Source organism: Streptomyces hirsutus (assembly GCF_001418415.1).
GTDB classification, from domain to species: domain Bacteria; phylum Actinomycetota; class Actinomycetes; order Streptomycetales; family Streptomycetaceae; genus Streptomyces; species Streptomyces hirsutus.
Window position 1 is genome coordinate 1 of sequence record NZ_LIQT01000066.1, and the last position, 20,723, is coordinate 20,723.

A 20,723-nucleotide genomic window follows, 5' to 3' on the forward strand; every position below is an offset into this window, starting at 1 on the left:
GAAAACGGGGACAGTGCTGCGGTGGGGGGTCGTGGGGACTGAGGGGGCTGAAGGGGCTGTGAGAACGGAGAGGACCAAGGGGGTTGCGAGGACCAGAGCGGCACGAACATCGGCGCTCATGTCACCGGCTCCTTCAACGCGCGGTCCACCGGCACCGTCGCCGTGACCGTCACCGCGGCCGGGTCCAGGTCTCCCGGCGTGGGCATCACACTGCCGGGGGTCTGGACGGCCGCCGCTCCGTGGGCGAGCGCCGAGGCGAGCGCCTCCGGACCGCGCCCGCCGGCGATGAGGAAGCCCGCGAGCGAGGAGTCGCCCGCGCCCACGTTGCTCCGGACGACGTCCACCCGGGCGGTGCCGAACCAGGTGCCGTGCTCGTCGACGAGCACCTGGCCGTCGGCACCCAGGCTGGCGAGCACGGTACGGGCGCCCATTCCGCGCAGTTCCTCGGCCGCCTTCACCGCGTCGCCCACGGTGGTCAGCCGGCATCCGACGGCCTCGGCGAGTTCCTCGGCGTTCGGCTTCACCACGTCGGGCCGCTCGCGCAGCGCCGCGGCCAGTGCGGGCCCGGAGGTGTCCAGGGCGATGCGCACGCCGGCGATGTGCGCCCGCTCGACCAGCTCGGCGTACCAGGAGGGTGCGAGGCCGCGCGGCAGGCTACCGCAGCAGGCGATCCAGTCGGCGCCCCGCGACTGCCGGTGGACGGTCTCCAGGAGCAGTTCCTGCTCGGCCACGGTCAGCTGCGGGCCGGGCGCGTTGATCTTCGTCAGGACGCCGTCCGCCTCGGCGAGCGCGATGTTGGACCGGGTGGCCCCGGCCACCGCCACCGGCGCGACCTCGATGCCCTGCGCGTACAGCAGTTCGGCGACCACTGCACCCGGTGCGCCGCCCAGCGGCAGCACGGCGACGGTGCGCCGGCCGGCCGCGGCCACGGCCCGGGAGACGTTGACGCCCTTGCCGCCCGGGTCCACGCGTTCGCCGGTGGCCCGGTTGACCTCGCCCCGCTCCAGCGCGGGCACCTCGTACGTACGGTCCAGGGACGGGTTGGGGGTGACGGTGAGGATCATGCACGCACTACTTCCGTGCCGCCGCGCTCGATCGCGAGGGCGTCTTCGGGGCTCAGCCCGCTGTCGGTGATCAGCAGGTCCACGTCGTTCAGGCCGCCGAAGCGGGCGAAGTGCTCCTGGCCGTGCTTGGAGGAGTCGGCGAGCAGCACCACACGGCGGGCGGCTGCCATGGCCGCGCGCTTCACCGCCGCCTCGGCGAGGTCGGGGGTGGTCAGACCGTGTTCGGTGGAGAAGCCGTTCGCCGCGACGAACAGCACGTCCGCGCGGATCTCGCCGTACGCGCGCAGCGCCCAGGCGTCCACGGCGGCCCGTGTGCGGTGCCGTACACGGCCTCCGACCAGGTGCAGCTGGATACCGGGGTGGTCGGCGAGCCGGGCCGCGGTGGGCAGGCTGTGGGTGACGACGGTGAGCGAGAACTCCATCGGCAGGGCGGCGGCGAACAGGGCCACCGTCGAACCGGCGTCGACGATCATCGTGCCCTCGTCCGGAAGTTCCGCGAGGGCGGCCCTGGCGATACGGTCCTTCTCGTCGGCGGCCGTGGTCTCGCGCTCGGCGAGGTCCGGCTCGAAGTCGAGGCGACCGACCGGGATGGCCCCGCCGTGCACCCGGCGGACCACTCCCGCTCGATCGAGGGTCTTCAGGTCCCGGCGGATCGTCTCCGCCGTCACCTGGAACTGCACGGCCAGCGAGACCACATCCACCCGGCCGCTGTCCCGGGCGAGCCGCAGAATCTCCTGCTGCCGCTCTGGTGCGTACATGTCCACTCACCTCCGAACCGTGCCCGAACGTGTGACTTTTCCTGAAGGCTACGCCGGGAATTCCGGAAAGTAAACAGGAACGGGCCCAATCGGGCATGAACGGGCATGAGCGGGCATGAGGGTCGTGCTCGATGCCCTCTCCCTCCGGCATGGCCGACACACCATCGGGGCGGAGCGAAAGACGGGGCGGCCAGGATGCGAGCAGGAAGGCCTGGATTCAGGTAGGACACGAGTTCGATCCGCCTCTTCCCACCCTCGACGAGTCCGCCGGCTTCGGCGACTCGGGTACCTCGGGCGGCTCGGGCGGGCCGGGGCGGGCAGGGCGGCTCGGGCGGTACGAGGAGGCCGCTGCCGAGCGGCTGCCGTGGACGCACCGGCCGGGCCGTCCCGTCGGAGCGTCCTCAGGGAACCGTCAGGACTCCGTCAGGGCGTCCCACGGAAAGTCCCGCAGCGTCGCGAGGTTGGCCACGGCCAGTTCCGCCGGTCCCGGCTGGTCCTCACCCGTACCGTCGCCCGCCGCCCAGCCCTCGACGGCCGCGCGTACGGCGGCGCTCGCGACGGCGGCGGCAAGGCGCAGCCGCGCGTCCACGGCAGCACTGTCGACCCTGCCGGTACTGCCGGCGCGGCTTGTGCCGTCCGCCTGTGCTGCGCGGGCGGCATGCTCGGCATCGTTGTCGGTCGTCGTACCGGCCCGCACCCGCGCCGCCAGGACCTCCGCCAGTGCGCGTTCCGACGTCTGGCAGACCTCCGCCCACACCCGGCGCAGGGAGGGGGTCGAGTGGGTCAGCCGGACCAGGGTGCGCACCCACGTCCAGGAATCCGACGAGTCCCCCGCGCCCGGTCTCAGCGTGGACCGCACGGCGTCCTCCAGAGCCTGCGGTACGGACGTTCCGGGCGGCGCCGCCCGTACCGCTTCCACCCAGCGTCGGGCGCCGGCCTCGTAGAGCGGGGCGACGGCTTCTTCCTTGGCTGCGAAGTAGCGGTAGAAGGTGCGCGGGGCGATGCCCGCCGCCTGTGCGATGTCCTCGGCGCGGGTGGCCTTCAGGCCCTGGCGGACGAAGAGACCGGCCGCCGCGCGGGCGATCTCCATCCGGGTCTCGGCTTTGCGCCGCTCGGTCAGCGAGGCGGGAGGAACGGAAAGAAACGGCGGGGTGGTGCTGCTGCTCACGCCCGGCAGGGTATGCCCATGTGGCACAATCTGCCATCTGGCGGGTCACCCCGGGGTTCAGGTTCGGGGTGACCCGCTTTCCTGTCCCGCACAGGGGAAAGCCGGGTCCGGCACCCGGGGGGAGGGTGCCGGACCCGGCTTGGGAAGTCCCGGCGCCGGGGGGGTGGTGCGACGGGACGTGGTTCAGGAGAGCCGTCCGGGAGGCCGAGGCCCGAAGAGCCTCCGGCGGAGATCTTCCGATCCCCCGGATCTCGGGACCCGAACTCCTGCGCTCTGCATTCTTGTTCCCTGGCCCAGTGGGTTGAAGCAGTGTCAGGGCGTCATGTTTGCGCCGTATTTCGTCACCCGGCGCTCCCAAGGGCCCTGCACCGGCCCCGCACCGGCTCTACGCCGCCGCGTCGAACCCGGTGTCGCGGGCCAGCTTCTTCAGTTCCATCAGCGCGTGCTTCTCTATCTGACGGATCCGCTCGCGGGTCAGGCCGTGCTGCTTGCCGACCTCCGTCAGGGTGCGCTCCCTGCCGTCGTCGATGCCGTACCGCATCTTGATGATGGAGGCCGTGCGCTGGTCGAGGCGGCCGATGAGATCGTCCAGTTCCTCGCTGCGCAGCAGCGTCAGCACCGACTGCTCCGGCGACACCGCCGAGGTGTCCTCGAGGAGGTCGCCGAACTGGGTCTCGCCCTCGTCGTCCACCGCCATGTTCAGCGAGACCGGGTCGCGGGCCCAGTCGAGCACGTCCGTCACCCGCTCCGGGGTGGAACCGAGCTCGGCGGCGATCTCCGCGGGCTCCGGGTCCCGTCCGTGCTCACGGTTGAATTCGCGCTGCACGCGCCGGATCCGGCCCAGCTCCTCCACCAGGTGGACGGGCAGGCGGATGGTGCGGGACTGGTCGGCTATCGACCGCGTGATGGCCTGACGGATCCACCAGGTGGCGTAGGTCGAGAACTTGAAGCCCTTGCGGTAGTCGAACTTCTCGACCGCGCGCACCAGGCCGGCGTTGCCCTCCTGGATCAGGTCGAGCAGGGGCAGACCGCTGCGGGGGTAGCGGCGGGCCACCGCGACGACCAGACGGAGGTTGGAGCGGATGAAGACGTCCTTGGCCTGCTCGCTCGCGTCGTACAGCGCCTGGAGCTCCTCGGTGGTGGCCCCCACCTCGTTCTCCTCGGTGCCGTCGAGGATCTGCCGCGCGAACACACCCGCTTCGATGATCTGGGACAGCTCGACCTCCTTGGCGGCGTCGAGCAGCGGTGTGCGCGCGATCTCATCGAGGTACATGCCGACCAGATCGCGGTCGGCGATCTCGCCACGATGGGCGCGAACACTGCTTGCCGAGTCGGCCGTCTCGCCGGAGGCGGACTTACGACGGGCGACGGCACGGGTTGCCATGCTTGCTCCCTTACGGTGATGAGGTCGGCGGGTGGCTCTGCGGATGCCCGGCACGTACGTCAGGTCCAGGGTCTCGGTCTCTCGCTATCGGACTCTGCTCGGGTGCCCGGCATCTGTTGGAAACAACGACTGGAATCCGGACAGAATTCCCCACCCGACCCCCGAATTTTCTGATCATGCAGTACCCTGTCGGGCCACAGGGGGACGGGATGTCATCGGACTACACGAAGGCCCAGGTCAGACCAGGAGCCGAGGGCGATCTGACAGCGCTCACCAATCTGTACAACCGGTACGTGCGCGAGACGGCCATCACGTTCGACACCACCGTCCTCACCCCTGAGGAACGCCGCCCCTGGCTGCTCTCCCACCCTGTAGACGGCCCGTACCGCCTGATGGTTGCCACGACCTCGGCCGCGGCCCCGACCGCGACCGGGAACTCCGAGCAGATTCTGGGCTACGCCACATCCAGCCCTTTCCGGGCGAAGCCCGCCTACGCGACGTCGGTGGAGACGACGGTCTACGTCGCCCCGGACGCGGGAGGCAGCGGGATCGGCACGCTGCTCTACACGGCCCTGTTCGAGGCCCTGGCGGGCGAGGATCTGCACCGCGCCTACGCGGGTATCGCCCAGCCGAACGAAGCCTCCACGCGGCTGCACCAGCGCTTCGGTTTCCGGCACACGGGCACGTACCGCGAGGTGGGCCGCAAGTTCGGCCGCTACTGGGACGTGGCCTGGTACGAGAAGGAGCTGTAGTCGGCGGGAGCCAGTGCCGTGACCGGGCGACCGGGTGCCGTGACCGGGCGACCGGGTACTGCGACCGGGTGTCGGGAGCCGGCGATCGCCGGGAGTCCGGTGCACGAGGGCCGACGACCGCCGGAAGACCGACGACGGCCGGAGAACCAACGGCCACCAAAGGACCGGCGCGCGGGGGCCGGGCGCAGGCCCGGCCCCCGCGCGCCGACGTCCTCAGCCGAACTGCACCGACCGCTTGGCCAGCCCCAGCCAGAATCCGTCGATCACCGACTTCTGCGTGTCCAGGTCGCCTGCGGCGTCCGCCGCGCCCATGGTCACGAAGAGCGGTGCGAAGTGCTCGGTACGCGGATGGGCGAGCATGCCCGCCGGCGACTTTCGGGAGAAGTCGAGCAGCCCGTCCACGTCACCGGCGTCCAGCGCCCGGTGCCCCCAGTCGTCGAACTCGGCCGACCACCTGGGGATGCCGCCCTGCCGCAGCGCGGCCAGGTTGTGGGTGAAGAACCCGGAGCCGATGATCAGCACGCCCTCGTCGCGCAGCGGCGCGAGCTTGCGTCCGATGTCCATGAGCTTCACGGGGTCCAGGGTCGGCATGGAAACCTGGAGCACCGGGATGTCGGCCCCGGGGAACATCTCGACCAGGGGGACATAGGCGCCGTGGTCCAGACCCCGGTCGGGAACGTCCTGGACCGGGATGCCGGGGGCACGCAGCAGCTTGCGCACGGAATCGGCGAGCGCGGGAGCGCCGGGAGCGCCGTACTTCACCTGGTAGTAGTGCTCGGGGAATCCCCAGAAGTCGTAGACGAGGGGGACCGTCTCGGTGGCGCCGAGGGCAAGCGGGGCCTCCTCCCAGTGGGCGGAGACGACGAGGATCGCCTTCGGGCGAGGAAGTTCGGCGGACCAGGCGGCCAGCTCACCGGGCCAGATGGGGTCGTCGGCCAGGGGCGGGGCGCCATGGCTGAGGTACAGCGCGGGCATGCGTTCCTGAGTGGCGGCGGTCACGGCTGCGACTCCTTCCGGCGGTCTGTGGGATCTGATCCGGCTGGTGGGCGGATGAAGCTTTTTACTTGAAACCTCAACCTCTAGCTCCGAACTCTAGCGCAACTTTGTTTAACATTCAAGGAGAGGGGCTTTACAGTGGAGTACATGACGACGGCACCCACTTCCGCAGCGGCACCCGGCCCGGCAGGCACCGACGAACCCCGTTGGCTCAGCGCCGAGGAACAACGCGTCTGGCGCTCGTACATCGAGGCCAGCACCCTCCTGGAGGACCACCTCGACCGCCAGCTCCAGCGGGACGCGGGCATGCCGCACCTCTACTACAGTCTGCTGGTCAAGCTCGCCGAGGCACCGGAACGGCGGCTGCGCATGACCGAGCTGGCGATGCTGGCGAAGATCACCCGCTCCCGGCTCTCGCACGCCGTGGCCCGCCTGGAGAAGAGCGGCTGGGTGCGTCGCGAGAACTGTCCGTCCGACAAGCGGGGCCAGTTCGCCGTGCTGACGGACGAAGGTTTCGAGGTGCTGCGCCGGAACGCGCCGGGGCACGTGGAGGCCGTGCGACAGGCGTTCCTCGACCGGCTCACTCCCGAACAGCAGAAGGCCCTCGGCGAGATCATGGAGATCGTCGCCGAGGGCCTGCAGCCCAGCGAAGCGGGTGCGGACCTGCCCTGGCTCCGCTGAGCACGGAGCCGGGGCAGGTCCTGGAAGCCGTACGGACGAGGCGTCCCCTCCCCCTCCGTACGGGTGGCCCGAAGGAACTGACACCGACCTGTGAGAGTCGCCGGTAACCGGCCGGCGGTGGGCGGTTGACGGCCGGCGGTTACCGGCCGGCGGTGGGCGGTGAAGGCCGTGCGGCGGCAGGCCGTCAGTGGGCGATGACCGGCACCGCGACATCCTCCTCGGCGCCCCCGGCGACCCTGACGCCCTCACCGGAGGAGCCGGTGACCGTGCTCCCCGGGCGGCCGGCGTTGACGAGGGTCAGGGCGATGGCCGCGGCCAGGACGAGGATGCCGACGGCGAACCAGATCGCGCTGGTGTAGCCCTGCACCATGCCTTCGAGCTGCACCAGTTGCTGCTGGGACCGGTTCGCGGCGCCGCCGATGTGGTCGGCGATGTAGGACGTGGTGGCCGAGGCCGCGATCGTGTTCAGCAGGGCCGTGCCGATCGCGCCGCCCACCTGCTGCGAGGTGTTGACCATCGCGGAGGCGACTCCGGAGTCCCGGGGCTCGACGCCCAGGGTGGCCAGCGACATGGCCGGCATGAACGCCGTACCCATGCCGAGACCGAGCAGCAGCATGCCGGGCAGCAGCACGGTGGCGTAGGAGGTGTCGACCTCCAGCCGGGTCAGCATCAGCATGCCGAGGGCGGCGACCAGGAACCCGGGGCCCATCAGCAGCCGGGGCGCGACCCGGGTCATCAGCCGGGCGCCGATCTGGGTGGAACCCGTGATCATGCCCACGACCATCGGCAGGAAGGCGAACCCGGTCTTCACCGGCGAGTAGCCCTGCACGACCTGCAGGTAGTACGTGAGGAAGAGGAACAGGCCGAACATCGCGATGATCGCCAGGCCCAGCGAGAGGTAGACCCCGCCGCGGTTGCGTTCGGTGACCACGCGCAGCGGCAGCAACGGTGCCTTGACCCTGGACTCGACCAGGACGAACGCCAGGAGCAGGACGGCCGACGCGACGAACATGCCGACCGTCAGCGAGTCGCTCCAGCCCTCGGACTCGGCGCGGGTGAAGCCGTAGACGAGGGCGACCAGGCCGAGGGTGGACAGCACCACGCCGGGGATGTCCAGCGGCGAACGGTTGCGGCCGCCCCGCGGCTCACGGATGACGAAGTACGCGCCGAGCGCGGCGACGACGGCGAACGGGATGTTCACGAAGAACGTCCAGCGCCAGTTCAGGTACTCGGTGAGGAAGCCGCCGAGGATCAGGCCGACGGCACCACCGCCACCGGCGATCGCACCGTAGATGCCGAACGCCTTGGCGCGCTCCTTGCCGTCGGTGAACATCACCGCGAGCAGGGACAGCGCGGCCGGCGCGAGCAGCGCGCCGAACACGCCCTGCAGGGCACGCGCGCCGAACATCATGGCCTCGTTGGTGGCCGCGCCGCCCAGCGCGGAGGCCGCCGCGAAGCCGCCCAGACCGAGCACGAACGCCCGCTTGCGGCCCCACAGGTCGGCTATCCGCCCGCCGAAGAGCAGCAGTCCGCCGAAGGCGAGGGCGTAGGCCGTGACGACCCACTGCCGGTTGCCGTCGGAGATGCCCAGGTCCTGCTGGGCGGAGGGCAGGGCGATGTTCACGATGGTGGCGTCCAGGACGACCATCAGCTGGGCGAGCGCGATGAAGACGAGCGCCTTCCAGCGGCTGGCATCCGGTACGCCGGGAGCCTTTGAGGCTGTTTCAGACATGGGGGTACCCACTTCGGGACTTCGGGATTTCATGACGGAAAAATTCGGAGTTTGCGACGAAAAAACGGTGTCGTCACGGAACGACTCGCCCAAGGGACGGCCGCCGGGCCGGTTATGGAGATCGGTGCCGAGGTAGCTGCTGAAGTCGTTGCCGAGGTAGTTGCTGAAGTGGTCCGGGCTGGATCGGAATCTGAATCCGAATCGGGAACTGACTCTGAATCTGGAACTGACTCTGTATCTGGATCTGGATCGTGGTCAGGGATCGCTCAGCTCGCGCGCAGGTCCTCCACGGTGACGGCCGCACCCGGCAGGGAGCTGGGGGCCGGGGCCCGCATCCCGTCCAGGAACAGCTGAAGATGACGGTGGACGAACCGGTCGGCGCTCAGGCAGCCCGTACCGGCCGGCGGCCGGCTGAGCTGGGCGATACCGACGAGCAGATCACCGGAGCCCACGTCGTCACGGAGCTGACCGGCCGCCCTGGCACGGTCCATGATCCGCGCGACGAGCGTGTCGACCCGTACACGCGCGGCCTCCAGATCGGGATGATGCCGGTCGAAGGCGCTGGAGAGCATCGGGCACAGCGCACTGATCCGCTCCGCGGCGGCCGTGTGCGCGAACCGCTCCAGCGCCTCGAAGGCATCCCCGGTCTCGGCGAGCGCCTGCTCGGCCGCCTCCGACGTACGGTCCATCACGGAGCACACGACCTCGCGCACCAGCGCTTCACGATCGGGGAAGTTGCGGTACACCGTGGCATTGCCCACGCCGGCCCGGCGGGCGACCTCGTCGAACGGCACGTCGGCGCCGAACTCGACGAACATCTCCCGGGCGGCGGTGACGATCCGTTCCCGGTTGCGCAGGGCATCGGCGCGGGGCCTGGACGCCTTGTGCGATACGGAAGCGGCGGTCTGCACGATGCACTCCTAGGTCACTGTTGCTGCTGTTGCTCCTGCTGTCGCGATCCGGGGAGGGAGTCCCCGTTTCGCGCGAACACAGCTCTAAACGGGGAAACCGTCCCCGCTTATTTCCCCCCACCGGAGGCTCTTGGTGTGACCTGAGCCACATTCCCTGCGTGCCTGCCGAAGCTCTCGCACGATCGGACCCTCCAACGCGCGCCCGCCCATCCCTCGACAGAGGGTGATCAAAAGGGTGCAGCCGGAGACCGGCGGCTGCCGTGTCGAGCGGAGGTCCCCGCATGCAGCCTCAGTCGACCAGCAGCCGGATATCCCCGCGCCGACTGGCCGCTCTGGCGTCCGTGACCGCCCTGACCTTCGCCGTCGCCCCCTCGGCCGGCAACGGCCACCTCTCCCCGCACCTCTCGGCTCCCAGTGCCGGACCGAGCGCTCTGTCCCGTTCCTCCGCGCACGGCCCCTGCATGATCAGCAGCACCCGCGACGTCCATCTGTCCGAGGGCATCCCCACGATCGCCGGCTACGCCCCCTCCACCGGCACCGTCCGCGCCCTCACCCTCATGGTCGACTTCTCGGACGCCCCCGGCGAAGGCAAGGCCCTCGACCGCTACCGGGAGTTCTTTCCGCAGACCCAGCAGTGGTTCCGTACCAGCTCGTACGGCCGCCTCGACTACCGCCCCGAAATACCGATCCCGGGCTGGCTGCGGATGCCCAAGTCGTTCCGGGAGTACGGCATAGAGCGCGGCGCCCCGTTCGACCCCGGCTATCGCAAGCTGGTCGACGACCTCGTGGCGGCAGCTGACCCGAAGGTGGACTTCCGGTCGTACGACCTGGTGAACGTACTGATAACCCCGAACGCGGGCCCCTCCGCCCTGGACACCGTCCTGTCGGTCACCTTCGCCGGCAACGCGGAGGCCCCGACCGCGGACGGCGTCCCGGTCGCCAACGCGTCGTTCGTCTACTCCCGCCAGGACGACGGCTCCGGCTCCCTGGACCGCACCGGCTACCGGGTCCTCCCGCACGAGAACGGCCACGTCTTCGGCCTGCCCGACCTCTACACCGCCGAGGGCGGCGGGGCCGTGGGCCACTGGGACATCATGAGCGAGGACTGGGGCGCCAACAACGACCTGCTCGGCTGGCACAAGTGGAAAATGGGCTGGCTGGACGCACGCCAGGTGCACTGCGCGACGGGCACGGGCACACGGGAATACACCCTGACGCCGCTGGCCGAGCCGGGGGGCCCGAAACTCGTCTTCCTCCCGCTGGACGCGCGTTCCGGATACGCCGTCGAGTTCCGCACCCGCGCCGGCAACGACGAGGCGGTGTGCCGGTCCGGCATCCTCATCTACAAGGTGGACGCGGACCTCGACACCGGCATGGGACCGGTCACGGTCTACGACTCCCGCCGGAAAAGCGGCGGTTGCACCCGCAGCCCCAACATCCACGCGGAACTCTCCGACGCCCCCTTCGCCCCCGGCGAGACGTTCATCGACCGCAAGGCAGGAATCCGCATCAAGGTCCTGGGGCCGACCACCCCGGGCCAGGACCCGGGCTCGGGCTCGGGAGTGCCGGAGTACCGCGTACGGATCACCCGGGCCTGAGCCCGGCGACCGGGGCCCACACAAAATACCTGTGAGCCAGGCGCAGTTGGCCACTCCGCAGACCGTTGATCCGGCCAACTCACGGACAGGCTCGACAGCTTCACCGGTAGCGGGCCCGACGGCCCCGAGTTCCGCCCGGAGCGAGGCCTTCACCGCCTTCACCGCCTTCACGGCCTTCACGGCCTTCACGGCCTTCACGGCACGAGACCCCGCGGCTGTCGCTGCCACCAGGGGTCCCACCAGGGCTGTCACATAAGGCAGTTCGGCCCCAGGAGCACCAACTGTGGCCGGTATGCGGCCAACCGATCCCGAGTCCTCTTTCCCCTGCCTAGCCTGCACAACGATCGGCGGGCCCGGCCCGTCGCGTGTCGTGACGGACCGGTATGGAGGATTCCTTGAACTGGCGAAGACTGAGACTGGACGCGGCCGTGGCCGGCACCACGCTGGTACTGGCGCTGGCCGTCTTACCCACTGCTTCCGCCGCCACCCACTCCCCCTCCACGAACGAGTACAGCGCGGGCCCGGCTCCGGGTCAGCGCGCCCCGGGCAGCAGCTCGGTCACCTTGCTCACCGGGGACCAGGTGATGCTCGACGCCAAGGGATCCGTGTCCGCCGTGGTCCGCGCGCAGGGGCGCGAGAACATACCGGTACGCGTGTTCCAGCGGGGCACAGCGACGATGGTGGTGCCGCTGGACGTCCAGCCGCTGCTCGACGACGGGACCGTGGATGCCGGCCTGTTCGACGTCGCCGAACTCTCGCATCGGGCCTACAGGTCCTTCAACGGACTCCCCCTGATCGTCAGCTACGAGGAGGATGCGAAACCGAGCGCCAAGGTGCCGAGGAACGAGGACGGCGTTCGGGTACGCGCCCGGTTCGACACGCTGCGGGCGGAGGCACTGACGGTGCCTCATGAACATACCGAGTCGCTGTGGAAGACGCTCACCGACCGCGGACCGTCGAACGCGATGTCCCTGACGGCGGCTCCGGGGATCCGGTCCGTCTCCCTGGACCGGGTGAGGCAGGCCACCCTGGACAAGAGTGTCCGGCAAGTCGGCGCCGACCAGGCGTGGCAGGCGGGGTACGACGGAAAGGGAACGACGATCGCCGTGCTCGACACCGGGATCGAAGCCGATCACGGTGACTTCGACGGAAAGGTCCGTGACACGGCGAACTTCACCGACGAGGGCACCGGTGACACCGTCGGCCACGGCACCCACGTGGCGTCCACGGCCGCCGGTACCGGCGCGCGCTCGGGTGGTGTCCACCGTGGTGTGGCACCGGCCTCGGACCTCCTGGTGGGCAAGGTCCTCGGAGAGTTCGGCGCTCTCGACTCCTGGATCATCGAGGGGATGGAGTGGGCCGTCGCGCAGGGGGCCGACATCGTCAGCATGAGCCTGGGCGGGCCGGCGTCCACCGCCTACGACCCCGTGGTGGAGACGCTCGACAAGTTGTCGAAGGACAACGGCACACTCTTCGTCGTGGCCGCGGGCAACGACGGGCCGACCGGGGGGACCGTGGGCTCGCCGGGCATTGCCCCGTCGGCACTGACCGTCGGCGCGGTCGACGAGGAGGACAAGGTCGCCCGCTTCTCTTCGGTGGGGCCGAGCCCGGTCGACGGGGCGTTGAAGCCGGACCTGTCGGCTCCGGGCGTTCAGATCGCGGCGGCAGCGGCCGCGGGCAGTGAGATGGAGCTGACGGGCACACCCGTCGCGGACGGGTATGTGGCCCTCGACGGGACGTCCATGGCCACTCCGCATGTGGCGGGCGCCGCCGCTCTGCTCCTGCAGAAGCACCCCGGCTGGACCGGGGAACAGCTCAAGCGGGCCCTGATGGCCTCCGCCGCCGAGGTCGAGGCCGCTCCCGTCCAGACCGGCACCGGCAGGCTGGACGTTTCCGGTGCCCTCCACCAGACCGTCACGGCTGACGCCAACACCCTCGGCTTCGGCAGCGTCACGCACGCTGACGCCCGTGCCGACCGCATCACCAGGACGGTCACCTACCGCAACAGCGGTCCGACCGATCTCACTCTGGACCTGGACCTCTCCACGACCGCGACGGGCGGCGGCAGCGGCCCCGGGGAACTGTTCTCCCTCGGCGCGAAGTCGGTGACCGTGCCCGCCCTGGGCAGCACGACGGTCGACGTCACCGCCGATCCCACCGCGCTGGCCGAGGCCGGCCCCGGCGACTACGGCATCGTCGTCACCGGAACCACCAAACCCACCGGAACCGCCGGTGACCAGCGGATCCGCACCGCAGGCAGTCTCGCGGTCGAAGCCGAGAAGGCAGACATCACCCTGCGGATCACCGGGGCCGACGGCGAACCCGCCGACGACGCGCGAGCGTTCGTCGTGAGCGAGACCGACGGATTCAACGCACTCAGCAAGGACGGCACGGTCCGCGGAAGCGTCGAGCACGGCGACTATCTCATCGAGGTCGTCTCGCCCGACCTGTACGGCAGCAGCGGCACGAGGATCGACTGGGCGATGGTGCCACGGCTGACCGTCGACGGTCCGACGGAGCTGAAGGTGGACCTTCGCGAGGCGAAGCGGCTGGACTTCACCGCCCCCCACCCCGACGCCCGGCTCGAGGAGCTGGCCACCACCTATCACTCGCCCGGACTCAGCGACTGGTCCTGGTACTTCGGCGCTCCCGAAGGAGGCGTCCACTCCCTGTCGATGACCGACAGCCCGTCCGACAGCCCGTCCAGCAGCCCGTCCGACACGTCGTTCCGCCTCGCGCTGCACTCCTACCACTCGGGGCCCGGCGACCGGCGCTACCACGGCTATCGCGAGGTCCGAGGAGGCTTCCCCACCGGCCTGGTCAACCGTCCCGGACTCGGGGACATGGCCCGGGTCACCGCTGCCACGGGCACCCGCGCACAGGGGGCCGACGGCTGGATGGGCGCCGCTCCCGAGAGCTTCGGGCTGGGCGTGGGCGCCGCGGTGCGTCTGCCGGCCGAGACCACCCTGTGGCTCCAGTCCGGCACGTCCTGGAGCCTGTCGAGCCTGCAGTACGACACCGAGGACTCCATCGTGCAGACCTCGGACCACCGCCCCGAGGTGTACGCCCCGGGCAAGAGGTTCGCGCGCACGCTCAACGTAGGTGTCTTCGGCCCCGTCTTCCACCAGGACGCCGGCTTCTTCCAGTCCGGGCACCTGCTCGAAGGGACGCTCTCCCTCTTCGCTCCCGGCACCGCCGAGTCCGGCTGGGCGGAGTCCGGCTCGGGCAGCACCCGCGTCTATCGCGACGGCGAACTCGTCCGCGACCTGAAGGTGCCCGTGCAGGGTCTCGCCTTCGGAATCGGCGACGAGCGGGCCGAGTACCGCATCGTCTCCTCGGCCTCCCGGAACAAGCTGGGATACACGGACGTCTCCCGCGAGGTCACGGTCGACTACACGTTCATGGCCGGGCCCACCGACGGCGAGGCATGGGAACCGGTCGCCGGCCCGCTGGCCGTGCGCTACTCCCCCGAACTCACCGTGGACAACACCGCGCCCGGAGGCGAGGAGAACTTCCGTGTCCCGGTGACGGTCCAAGGAGGCACGGCCAGGTCGCTGAAGATCGAGACGTCCACCGACGGCGGGAACCACTGGACCACCGTCCACGACGGGGCGGGAGACATCACCGATGTCGCGGTCCACAACCCGCCCGCCCACGGCACGGTGTCACTGCGCGCCACGGCAGTCGACGCCGACGGCAACCGCAGTGTCCAGACCATTCTCGACGCCTACCCGACCCACTGAACCGCCCTTCCCCGCCGTGCGCCGTCAGGACGCACGGCGGGGAAGGGCGTACCCCCGGCCCCTCGACCGGGCCCCGGCCCCCGGCCTCTGAATCCCTGACCTCGCATCCCGGATCCCGGATCCCGGATGTCCATCCGCTCGACCGCCTGCCGCAGCCGGTGCAGGCCCCTGGCGGTATGGCTCTTGACCGTGCCCGTCGACATGCCGAGTGCGCGTGCGGTCCGTTCCACACTCCAGTCGCCCCAGAAACGCAGGACCAGAACGGCCCGGCAGCGCGGCGGCACGGTCATCAGTGCCGCCCGCAGCATGAGACTCAGGTCCGTCCCGGACGCGGGGTCCCGGCTCGTACCGGGTTCCGGCACCTCGCGCACGGGCTCCTCACCGGCCCCGGCACGACGGCGGTGAGTGGTGTCGGCACGTGCGAGGAGGACACGCGCGTACGTGACCGCCGTACTCCGGCATCGCACGGTGCCCCAGACGGCGTACAGCTCCAGCAGAGCCGTCTGGGTCAGATCCTGTGCGTCGTGCCAATTCCCGCACAGGGCATAGGCACTTCGTCCCAGCTCCTGCTGCCGTTGGTGGACGAACTGCCGGAACTCCCGCTCCGGGACCGTGTCCCCCATCGGCCGTCAGCCGTGTTCGAGCGTCGCGTACACGATGAGGTTGTCCACCGTGTGCCCCTGCGCGTCGTAGGAGCCGTCGCAGGTGATCAGGCGCAGGACGCGGTCGTCGGTGGCGCCGTACACCTTCTCCGTGGGAAAGGCCTTCTTGTCGACGGCTTCCTTCGCGGTGACGGTGAAGTGCCGGGTGGTGCCGCCGTCGAGGCGTACGGCTATGCCGGTGCCGGGACGGACGGTGTGCAGGTCGTGGAAGACCGCCCGGCCGTGGCGGGTCTCGTTGTGGCCGATGATGACGGCCGCTCCGGGATCACCGGGCACGGCACCCCCGGTGTACCAGCCGGCCGTCATGCCCTTCTCGGCCGGCGGGACCTCGACGGTGCCGTCCGGGTTGAGGCCGAGCGGCAGCAGCGAACTGTCCACGCCCAGCGACGGGATGGACACCCGTACGGGCACCCCGGTCGTGGTGGTGACGTCGACGGACGCGGCGGACTCGGAGGGCGGCACGCCGTTCCTGCCCGCCTCCGTGGCCGAGGCAGAGGAGGTGGAGGTGGAGGTGGAGGTGGTGGCCGGGGCACAGGCGGTGAGCAGGGCGGCATGGGTGACAAGCAGCACGGCCACCGCCGTACGGGTGTTCATGCGGCGCATGGGGCTTCCGGTTTCTCCTGCGGCGGCGCCCGCTGAGCGGGCGCCGCCTGGACACGGGGAGGTGGTCAGTGCTGCGTGGAACGGCGCCGGTACACCACGATGCCCGCGCCGGCGAGCAGGGCCACGGCGCCGGCCATGGAGCCGAGGGCGACGGGCGTGTTGCTGCTGCCGGTCCCGGGGCTCTCTCCGGCGGCGACGCCGCCGCGCGGCAGCACCGTTGCGTCACTGCCCAGTTTCCCGGCTTCCTCGGCCCGGCGCTTACTCTCCTCCTCGGCCTCCGGCACGGCCGGCGTGGGCTCGGCCACGTCGGCCCGGTCCTCCGCCGGCGCGGGGGCGGCTTCTTCCGGCGCGGGGGCGACCGTCGCGGAGGCGGCGGCCGCCGGAGTGGTGGCCGTCGTGGTCGCGGCGAGGGCGACGCCGGCCGGGGCGAGCACCCCGGCGGCCAGGGCTCCCGTCACGAGGGCAGTACGCAAGGACGAACGGTAGGTCATGGTGCCTCTCCGATGTCTGATCGATCGTGCGGTGGAATCGAGCGACAGACTGGCGCACCGTTGTCAAGAAGTTGTCAGTTCCCTGTGCGTATCGCATCAGGGGTGCATCAGGGCCGGCCCGCGCCCTCCTCCCGGGGCACGGGGAGCCGCAGGGCGAAGACTGAACCCGAGCCCGGTGCACTGGTCACCGTCACCGACCCGCCGTGGGCCTCCGCGAGCTTGCGCACGATGGCGAGGCCCAGGCCGCTGCCTCCGGTGCGGCGGTTGCGGGACTTGTCCGCGCGCCAGAAGCGGTCGAAGAGGTGGGGCAGGTCGGCCGGATCGATGCCGCTGCCCGTGTCGGCGACCTCCACGACCACCGTGCGGCCGGTGCCGGTGCCGACGCCCCTGTCGGCACCGGTACGGACGTCGTCGGTGCGGGCGTCGTCGGTACGGGCGTCACCGGTACGGGCGCGGAGCGTGACCGTGCCGCCCTCTCCGGTGTGCCGGATCGCGTTGGAGACGAGGTTGGCGACGGCCTGCCGCAACCGCACCGGGTCCGCAGACAGGGACGGCACCCGGGCCGCCGGTTCCTCGACCAGGAGCGTGACGCCCGCCGCGTCCGCGCGGAGCTGGTGGGCCGTGGCGACCTGGTGCAGCACGTCCCGCACCCGCAGCGGTTCCGGGTTCAGGCGCAGCGCCCCGGCGTCCGCCGCGGCCAGGTCCTGCAGATCGTCGATGATGTGCTGCAGCTGTACGGCCTCCTCCAGGAGGGAGTCGACAAAGGCGGGGTCCGCTTCGGCCACTCCGTCCTGGGCCGCCTCCAGCCAGCCGCGGATGGTGCTGAGCGGGGTGCGCAGTTCGTGGGCGACGTCGCTCACCATGGCCTTGCGCTGCCGCTCCATGCGTTCGCGGTGGGCCGCCATCTGGTTGAAGGCCTCGGCCAGCCGTCCGATCTCGTTGTCCGTGGTCACCGGAACGGGTTGGATGTCGCGGCCGTCGCGAAGCCGCTGGGCCGCTCCCGTCAGCGCCCGCAACGGGCTTACCAGCCGGATTCCGGCGAAGATCGACGCACCGACGGTCAGAGCCAGGACCAGCGCGGCGACTCCGGCGATCTTCGCGGTGTTGACGGGTGACAGGTCGAGGCCGGGCACGGTCCGGCCGCCGGTGTCCCCGATGAACAGCAGTGCGGGCGGGGCGACATAGGAGGCGAGCTGTTCGCGGCGGGCCGTGCCCACGCAGGAGTCCACCTCGTCGTCCGCGGGGACGGCTTCCGCGGGAACGACTTCCGCGGGGACGGGTACGGGGGCGACGGTGGCCCCGCCGTCGTCGGACAGGGGTGGGCCCGGGCGCCAGGTCAGGTCCAGGAACAGACTGACCTCGGTGTCGTGTTCGCGACGCCGCAGGCATTCGTTGGTCAGCCGGTTCAGCTCCTTGAGTGCCACGGCCTCGGTCCGTGTGGGCTCGGTCAGGGGCGGCACCACGCAACTGGGGTACTGCGTGAGGTCGCCGTCGGATCCCCTGACCTCGATGCCGGAGCGTCCGCTCGGGCTCACCACGATCTCCGCGGTGATTCCGCTCGACCGCAGACACGAAAGGCTGCGGGCCGCGTCCTCGCGCAGTGCCGCCCGTTCGGCGGCGGGTACACGGAACGGGCCCACCGCCCGTGCGTCGATCCGGTCCGTGGCCCGGCGCGATGCCGCGGTTCCCGGAGTGGCCTGCCCGTCCCCGGTCAGCGAGGTCTCCACGGACAGCGGGTCGACGGTCGCCGACTCGCGCGCGGCGAGGGACGTCCGGTCCCGCGGCCCCGCCGATTCCGCGAGGGGCCGGCGCTGCGGTGTGGTCAGGGTGATGCGCCGCCCCGACTCCCGGGCGAGCTCGCGTACGGTCGGCTGCACCCCGTCCCAGTCCGGGTGCGTGGCCGCGTACCCCAGCAGGGTGCTGTAGATCCGCGTGTCGTCCGCGAGGTTCTGCCCCTCCTCCTGTCTGATCGCCACGGACGTGGTCTGCACGGCGAGCCAGGCGGTCGCGGCCACGGAGCACGTCGCGACCAGCGCGCTCACGCCCAGGAACCGGCCGAGCAGGCTCCGTCGCAACGGCGGCCTGCGGCTGCCACGCCCTCCACGCCGGTCCGTGGCCCGTTCACGCGCCCGGTCCGGCGCCCTTCTACGCCGGGGCACTGCCGGTCCGTCGGGCCGGGTCGGTCAGCTTGTAGCCGACCCCGAACACCGTGAGCAGCCGTACGGGGCGTCGCGGAGCGGGCTCGATCTTCTTGCGGAGATTCATGATGTGCATGTCCACCGTGCGGTCGCTGATGTACTTGTCGAAGCCGTGCAGTTCGGCAAGGAGCCGCCGGCGCTCGAAGACCCGGTCGGGCTCCGCGGCCAGCGCCGCCAGCAGCCGGAACTCACTCGGGGTGCACACCACGGGCCTGCCCTCGACGCTGATCTCGTGCCGCAGGGGGTCGAGTGCGAGCGTGCCGACGGTGAGCACGTCGGAGTCCCGCGCACCAAAGCCCTGCCCGCCCGGATCCTGCGCTCCCACGTCCGCCGTACCCGGTGCGCCGGCCCACCGGGTACGGCGCAGCACCGTGCGGACCCGGGCCATCAGCTCACGCGGGCTGTACGGCTTGGTGACGTAGTCGTCGGCGCCCAGGTCGAGGCCGAGGAGCAGATCGTCCTCCGTGGTGCGGGCCGTCAGCATCAGGACCGGCACCTCACGGGCCTCGGCGCGCAGCACCCGCAGCACGTCCAGGCCGTCGGTCCGCGGCATCATCACGTCGAGAACGAGCAGGTCCGGCGCCGCGCGGCGGACTTCCTCCAGGGCGGCGCGACCGTCCCCCACGACCGTGACGCGGTGACCCTCCCGTTCCAGATAGCGGCGGATCAACTCCGCCTGTTTCCCGTCGTCCTCGGCTACTACGACATGTGCGCACACCTGTTTGATCCTAGGGTCCCGGGCCGGCGTCCCGCCCCGTTACGCCGTACCCCGAGGCACCACGACGCACCACGACGCACCACGACGCACCATGACGGATCACAGGACGCATCACCGGACGCCACGAGCCACCAAAAGACACCATGTCGCGCCCCGTCGCGCCGCGACTCGCCTCCCACTCTTTTTTCGCTCGTCCAGAGTGCCCCGAGGCGCTCCAGGACCTCGTTACGCGCCAGTACACCCCCTTCCCGGACGGCCCGAGGAGCCGAATCGGCGCCCCCCGCCGCCGAGCGCAGACAGGAAACGGGCACGGTTTCGGGCACACCGGGTCGGGATCACGCTCGGTCTCTGGCCTGAAAACACCCCTGCCTGCGGGAACGGGCACAGCGAATCGGGCACATACGGTCATGGATCGTGTGGCGTTTTACCTGTTCATAACCGTGTGCGTACCCCGTAAATAGTCCGCATGAGTCCGAACAGACCGGACTCGGTGGGGCGCGAACGCGCCACACACAAACGGACCGACCGGGTGTCGGCCTGAGTCGCGCAATGGGGGTGTCACCGTGGACGCCGAAGAACGTCGCCGCTCCATCCTGGAGGTGACGCGCCGTACCGGCGCGGTGGATGTCGCGAGGACCGCCGCCGAACTGGGCATCTCCAAGGAAACCGTTCGGCGGGACCTGAACCTGCTGGCCGCCCACGGGCTGGTGCGCCGGACCCACGGCGGCGCCCACCCCGTCGAGAGCTCCGGCTTCGAGACGACCCTCTCCTACCGCACCACCAGCCAGGTCAAGGAGAAGAAGCGGATCGCCGCCGCGGCCGTGGACCTGCTCGGTGACGCGAAGACGGTGTACATCGACGAGGGCTTCACCCCGCAGCTCATCGCCGCCGCCCTCCCCCGTGACCGGCCGCTGACCGTGATCACCTCGTCCCTCGCCGCGGCCGGCACCCTGGCCTCCGTCGAGAACATCACCGTGCTGCTGCTCGGTGGCCGCATCCGCGGCGCCACCCTGGCGACCGTCGACCACTGGGCCACCCACACGCTGGCCGACCTCGTCATAGACCTGGCCTACGTCGGCGCGAACGGCATCTCCCGCCAATGGGGGCTCACCACTCCGAACCCCGCGGTGAGTGATGTGAAGACGCACGTCATGACCGTGTCCCGGCGCCGGGTCTTCTCCGGCGTCCACAGCAAGTTCGGAGCGACCAGCTTCTGCCGGTTCGCCGGGATCGGGGACCTGGAGGCGATCGTCACCGACACCGG

General features: G+C 70.7%; 17 protein-coding genes. 5 read left to right on the plus strand and 12 right to left on the minus strand.

The window, feature by feature from the left end:
- Nucleotides 1-116: 116 nt before the first annotated feature.
- From pfkB to AOK11_RS05850, 4 genes are all read right to left on the minus strand, one after another.
- Nucleotides 117-1,064, minus strand: a complete 948-nt coding sequence (gene pfkB, locus AOK11_RS05835; protein ID WP_055592553.1) for a 1-phosphofructokinase — start codon at nt 1,062-1,064, stop codon at nt 117-119.
- Nucleotides 1,061-1,822: a DeoR/GlpR family DNA-binding transcription regulator gene (locus tag AOK11_RS05840; RefSeq protein WP_055592565.1), complete on the minus strand. Its 762-nt coding sequence runs from the start codon at nt 1,820-1,822 to the stop codon at nt 1,061-1,063. The genes pfkB and AOK11_RS05840 overlap by 4 nt, the downstream gene beginning before the upstream one ends.
- A gap of 412 nt (nt 1,823-2,234) precedes the next feature.
- A complete protein-coding gene (locus AOK11_RS05845; RefSeq protein WP_055592554.1) occupies nt 2,235-2,912 on the minus strand; it encodes a TetR/AcrR family transcriptional regulator in 678 nt (225 codons plus the stop codon).
- A gap of 463 nt (nt 2,913-3,375) precedes the next feature.
- Nucleotides 3,376-4,374 (minus strand): sigma-70 family RNA polymerase sigma factor, encoded by a 999-nt coding sequence (locus AOK11_RS05850; protein ID WP_055592555.1) that lies wholly within the window; start codon nt 4,372-4,374, stop codon nt 3,376-3,378.
- Nucleotides 4,375-4,583: 209 nt separating this feature from the next.
- Between AOK11_RS05850 and AOK11_RS05855 the strand changes: the two genes are divergently transcribed.
- Entirely contained in the window at nt 4,584-5,126 is a 543-nt protein-coding gene (locus AOK11_RS05855; RefSeq protein WP_055592556.1) for a GNAT family N-acetyltransferase, read from the plus strand.
- Between the two features lie 213 nt (nt 5,127-5,339).
- On the opposite strand, the gene AOK11_RS05860 is transcribed toward AOK11_RS05855, so the two are convergent.
- Nucleotides 5,340-6,101 (minus strand): dioxygenase family protein, encoded by a 762-nt coding sequence (locus AOK11_RS05860; RefSeq protein WP_055592566.1) that lies wholly within the window; start codon nt 6,099-6,101, stop codon nt 5,340-5,342.
- 168 nt (nt 6,102-6,269) lie between these two features.
- Here AOK11_RS05860 and AOK11_RS05865 point away from each other — a divergent pair, with 168 nt between their 5' ends.
- Nucleotides 6,270-6,803: a MarR family winged helix-turn-helix transcriptional regulator gene (locus AOK11_RS05865; protein WP_055592567.1), complete on the plus strand. Its 534-nt coding sequence runs from the start codon at nt 6,270-6,272 to the stop codon at nt 6,801-6,803.
- Nucleotides 6,804-6,987: 184 nt separating this feature from the next.
- On the opposite strand, the gene AOK11_RS05870 is transcribed toward AOK11_RS05865, so the two are convergent.
- Nucleotides 6,988-8,535 carry an MFS transporter gene (locus AOK11_RS05870; protein WP_055592557.1) on the minus strand — a complete coding sequence of 516 codons (1,548 nt, stop codon included), beginning with the start codon at nt 8,533-8,535 and terminating at the stop codon, nt 6,988-6,990.
- 266 nt (nt 8,536-8,801) lie between these two features.
- On the minus strand, nt 8,802-9,446 hold the full coding sequence (locus AOK11_RS05875) for a TetR/AcrR family transcriptional regulator (RefSeq protein ID WP_055592558.1): 645 nt from the start codon (nt 9,444-9,446) through the stop codon (nt 8,802-8,804).
- Between the two features lie 281 nt (nt 9,447-9,727).
- Here AOK11_RS05875 and AOK11_RS05880 point away from each other — a divergent pair, with 281 nt between their 5' ends.
- Nucleotides 9,728-11,044 carry a M6 family metalloprotease domain-containing protein gene (locus AOK11_RS05880; RefSeq protein WP_055592559.1) on the plus strand — a complete coding sequence of 439 codons (1,317 nt, stop codon included), beginning with the start codon at nt 9,728-9,730 and terminating at the stop codon, nt 11,042-11,044.
- A gap of 395 nt (nt 11,045-11,439) precedes the next feature.
- A complete protein-coding gene (locus AOK11_RS05885; RefSeq protein ID WP_157869287.1) occupies nt 11,440-14,787 on the plus strand; it encodes a S8 family serine peptidase in 3,348 nt (1,115 codons plus the stop codon).
- On the opposite strand, the gene AOK11_RS05890 is transcribed toward AOK11_RS05885, so the two are convergent.
- From AOK11_RS05890 to AOK11_RS05910, 5 genes are all read right to left on the minus strand, one after another.
- Complete coding sequence (locus AOK11_RS05890) at nt 14,772-15,410, minus strand: SigE family RNA polymerase sigma factor (RefSeq protein WP_063793430.1); 639 nt, start codon at nt 15,408-15,410, stop codon at nt 14,772-14,774. The genes AOK11_RS05885 and AOK11_RS05890 overlap by 16 nt on opposite strands.
- Nucleotides 15,411-15,416: 6 nt before the next feature.
- Nucleotides 15,417-16,052 (minus strand): class F sortase, encoded by a 636-nt coding sequence (locus tag AOK11_RS05895; protein WP_420902967.1) that lies wholly within the window; start codon nt 16,050-16,052, stop codon nt 15,417-15,419.
- 65 nt (nt 16,053-16,117) lie between these two features.
- Entirely contained in the window at nt 16,118-16,525 is a 408-nt protein-coding gene (locus AOK11_RS05900) for an LPXTG cell wall anchor domain-containing protein (protein WP_240497235.1), read from the minus strand.
- Between the two features lie 125 nt (nt 16,526-16,650).
- Nucleotides 16,651-18,702, minus strand: coding sequence for a sensor histidine kinase (locus AOK11_RS05905; RefSeq protein WP_055592562.1), 2,052 nt, complete (start codon nt 18,700-18,702; stop codon nt 16,651-16,653).
- Nucleotides 18,689-19,459, minus strand: a complete 771-nt coding sequence (locus AOK11_RS05910; protein ID WP_055592563.1) for a response regulator transcription factor — start codon at nt 19,457-19,459, stop codon at nt 18,689-18,691. Before AOK11_RS05910 ends, AOK11_RS05905 begins: the two co-directional genes overlap by 14 nt.
- Nucleotides 19,460-20,022: 563 nt before the next feature.
- On the opposite strand from AOK11_RS05910, the gene AOK11_RS05915 reads away from it, so the two are divergent.
- Nucleotides 20,023-20,723 (plus strand): DeoR/GlpR family DNA-binding transcription regulator (locus AOK11_RS05915; protein WP_055592564.1); only part of this gene is annotated, 701 nt, incomplete at its 3' end.

Excerpts from the sequence above, each read along its gene's own strand:
- pfkB (WP_055592553.1), bottom strand. The coding sequence starts at position 1,064 with ATGATCCTCACCGTCACCCCCAACCCGTCCCTGGACCGTACGTACGAG.
- AOK11_RS05840 (WP_055592565.1), bottom strand. The coding sequence starts at position 1,822 with ATGTACGCACCAGAGCGGCAGCAGGAGATTCTGCGGCTCGCCCGGGAC.
- AOK11_RS05845 (WP_055592554.1), bottom strand. The coding sequence starts at position 2,912 with ATGGAGATCGCCCGCGCGGCGGCCGGTCTCTTCGTCCGCCAGGGCCTG.
- AOK11_RS05850 (WP_055592555.1), bottom strand. The coding sequence starts at position 4,374 with ATGGCAACCCGTGCCGTCGCCCGTCGTAAGTCCGCCTCCGGCGAGACG.
- AOK11_RS05855 (WP_055592556.1), top strand. The coding sequence starts at position 4,584 with ATGTCATCGGACTACACGAAGGCCCAGGTCAGACCAGGAGCCGAGGGC.
- AOK11_RS05860 (WP_055592566.1), bottom strand. The coding sequence starts at position 6,101 with ATGCCCGCGCTGTACCTCAGCCATGGCGCCCCGCCCCTGGCCGACGAC.
- AOK11_RS05865 (WP_055592567.1), top strand. The coding sequence starts at position 6,270 with ATGACGACGGCACCCACTTCCGCAGCGGCACCCGGCCCGGCAGGCACC.
- AOK11_RS05870 (WP_055592557.1), bottom strand. The coding sequence starts at position 8,535 with ATGTCTGAAACAGCCTCAAAGGCTCCCGGCGTACCGGATGCCAGCCGC.
- AOK11_RS05880 (WP_055592559.1), top strand. The coding sequence starts at position 9,728 with ATGCAGCCTCAGTCGACCAGCAGCCGGATATCCCCGCGCCGACTGGCC.
- AOK11_RS05890 (WP_063793430.1), bottom strand. The coding sequence starts at position 15,410 with ATGGGGGACACGGTCCCGGAGCGGGAGTTCCGGCAGTTCGTCCACCAA.
- AOK11_RS05895 (WP_420902967.1), bottom strand. The coding sequence starts at position 16,052 with ATGCGCCGCATGAACACCCGTACGGCGGTGGCCGTGCTGCTTGTCACC.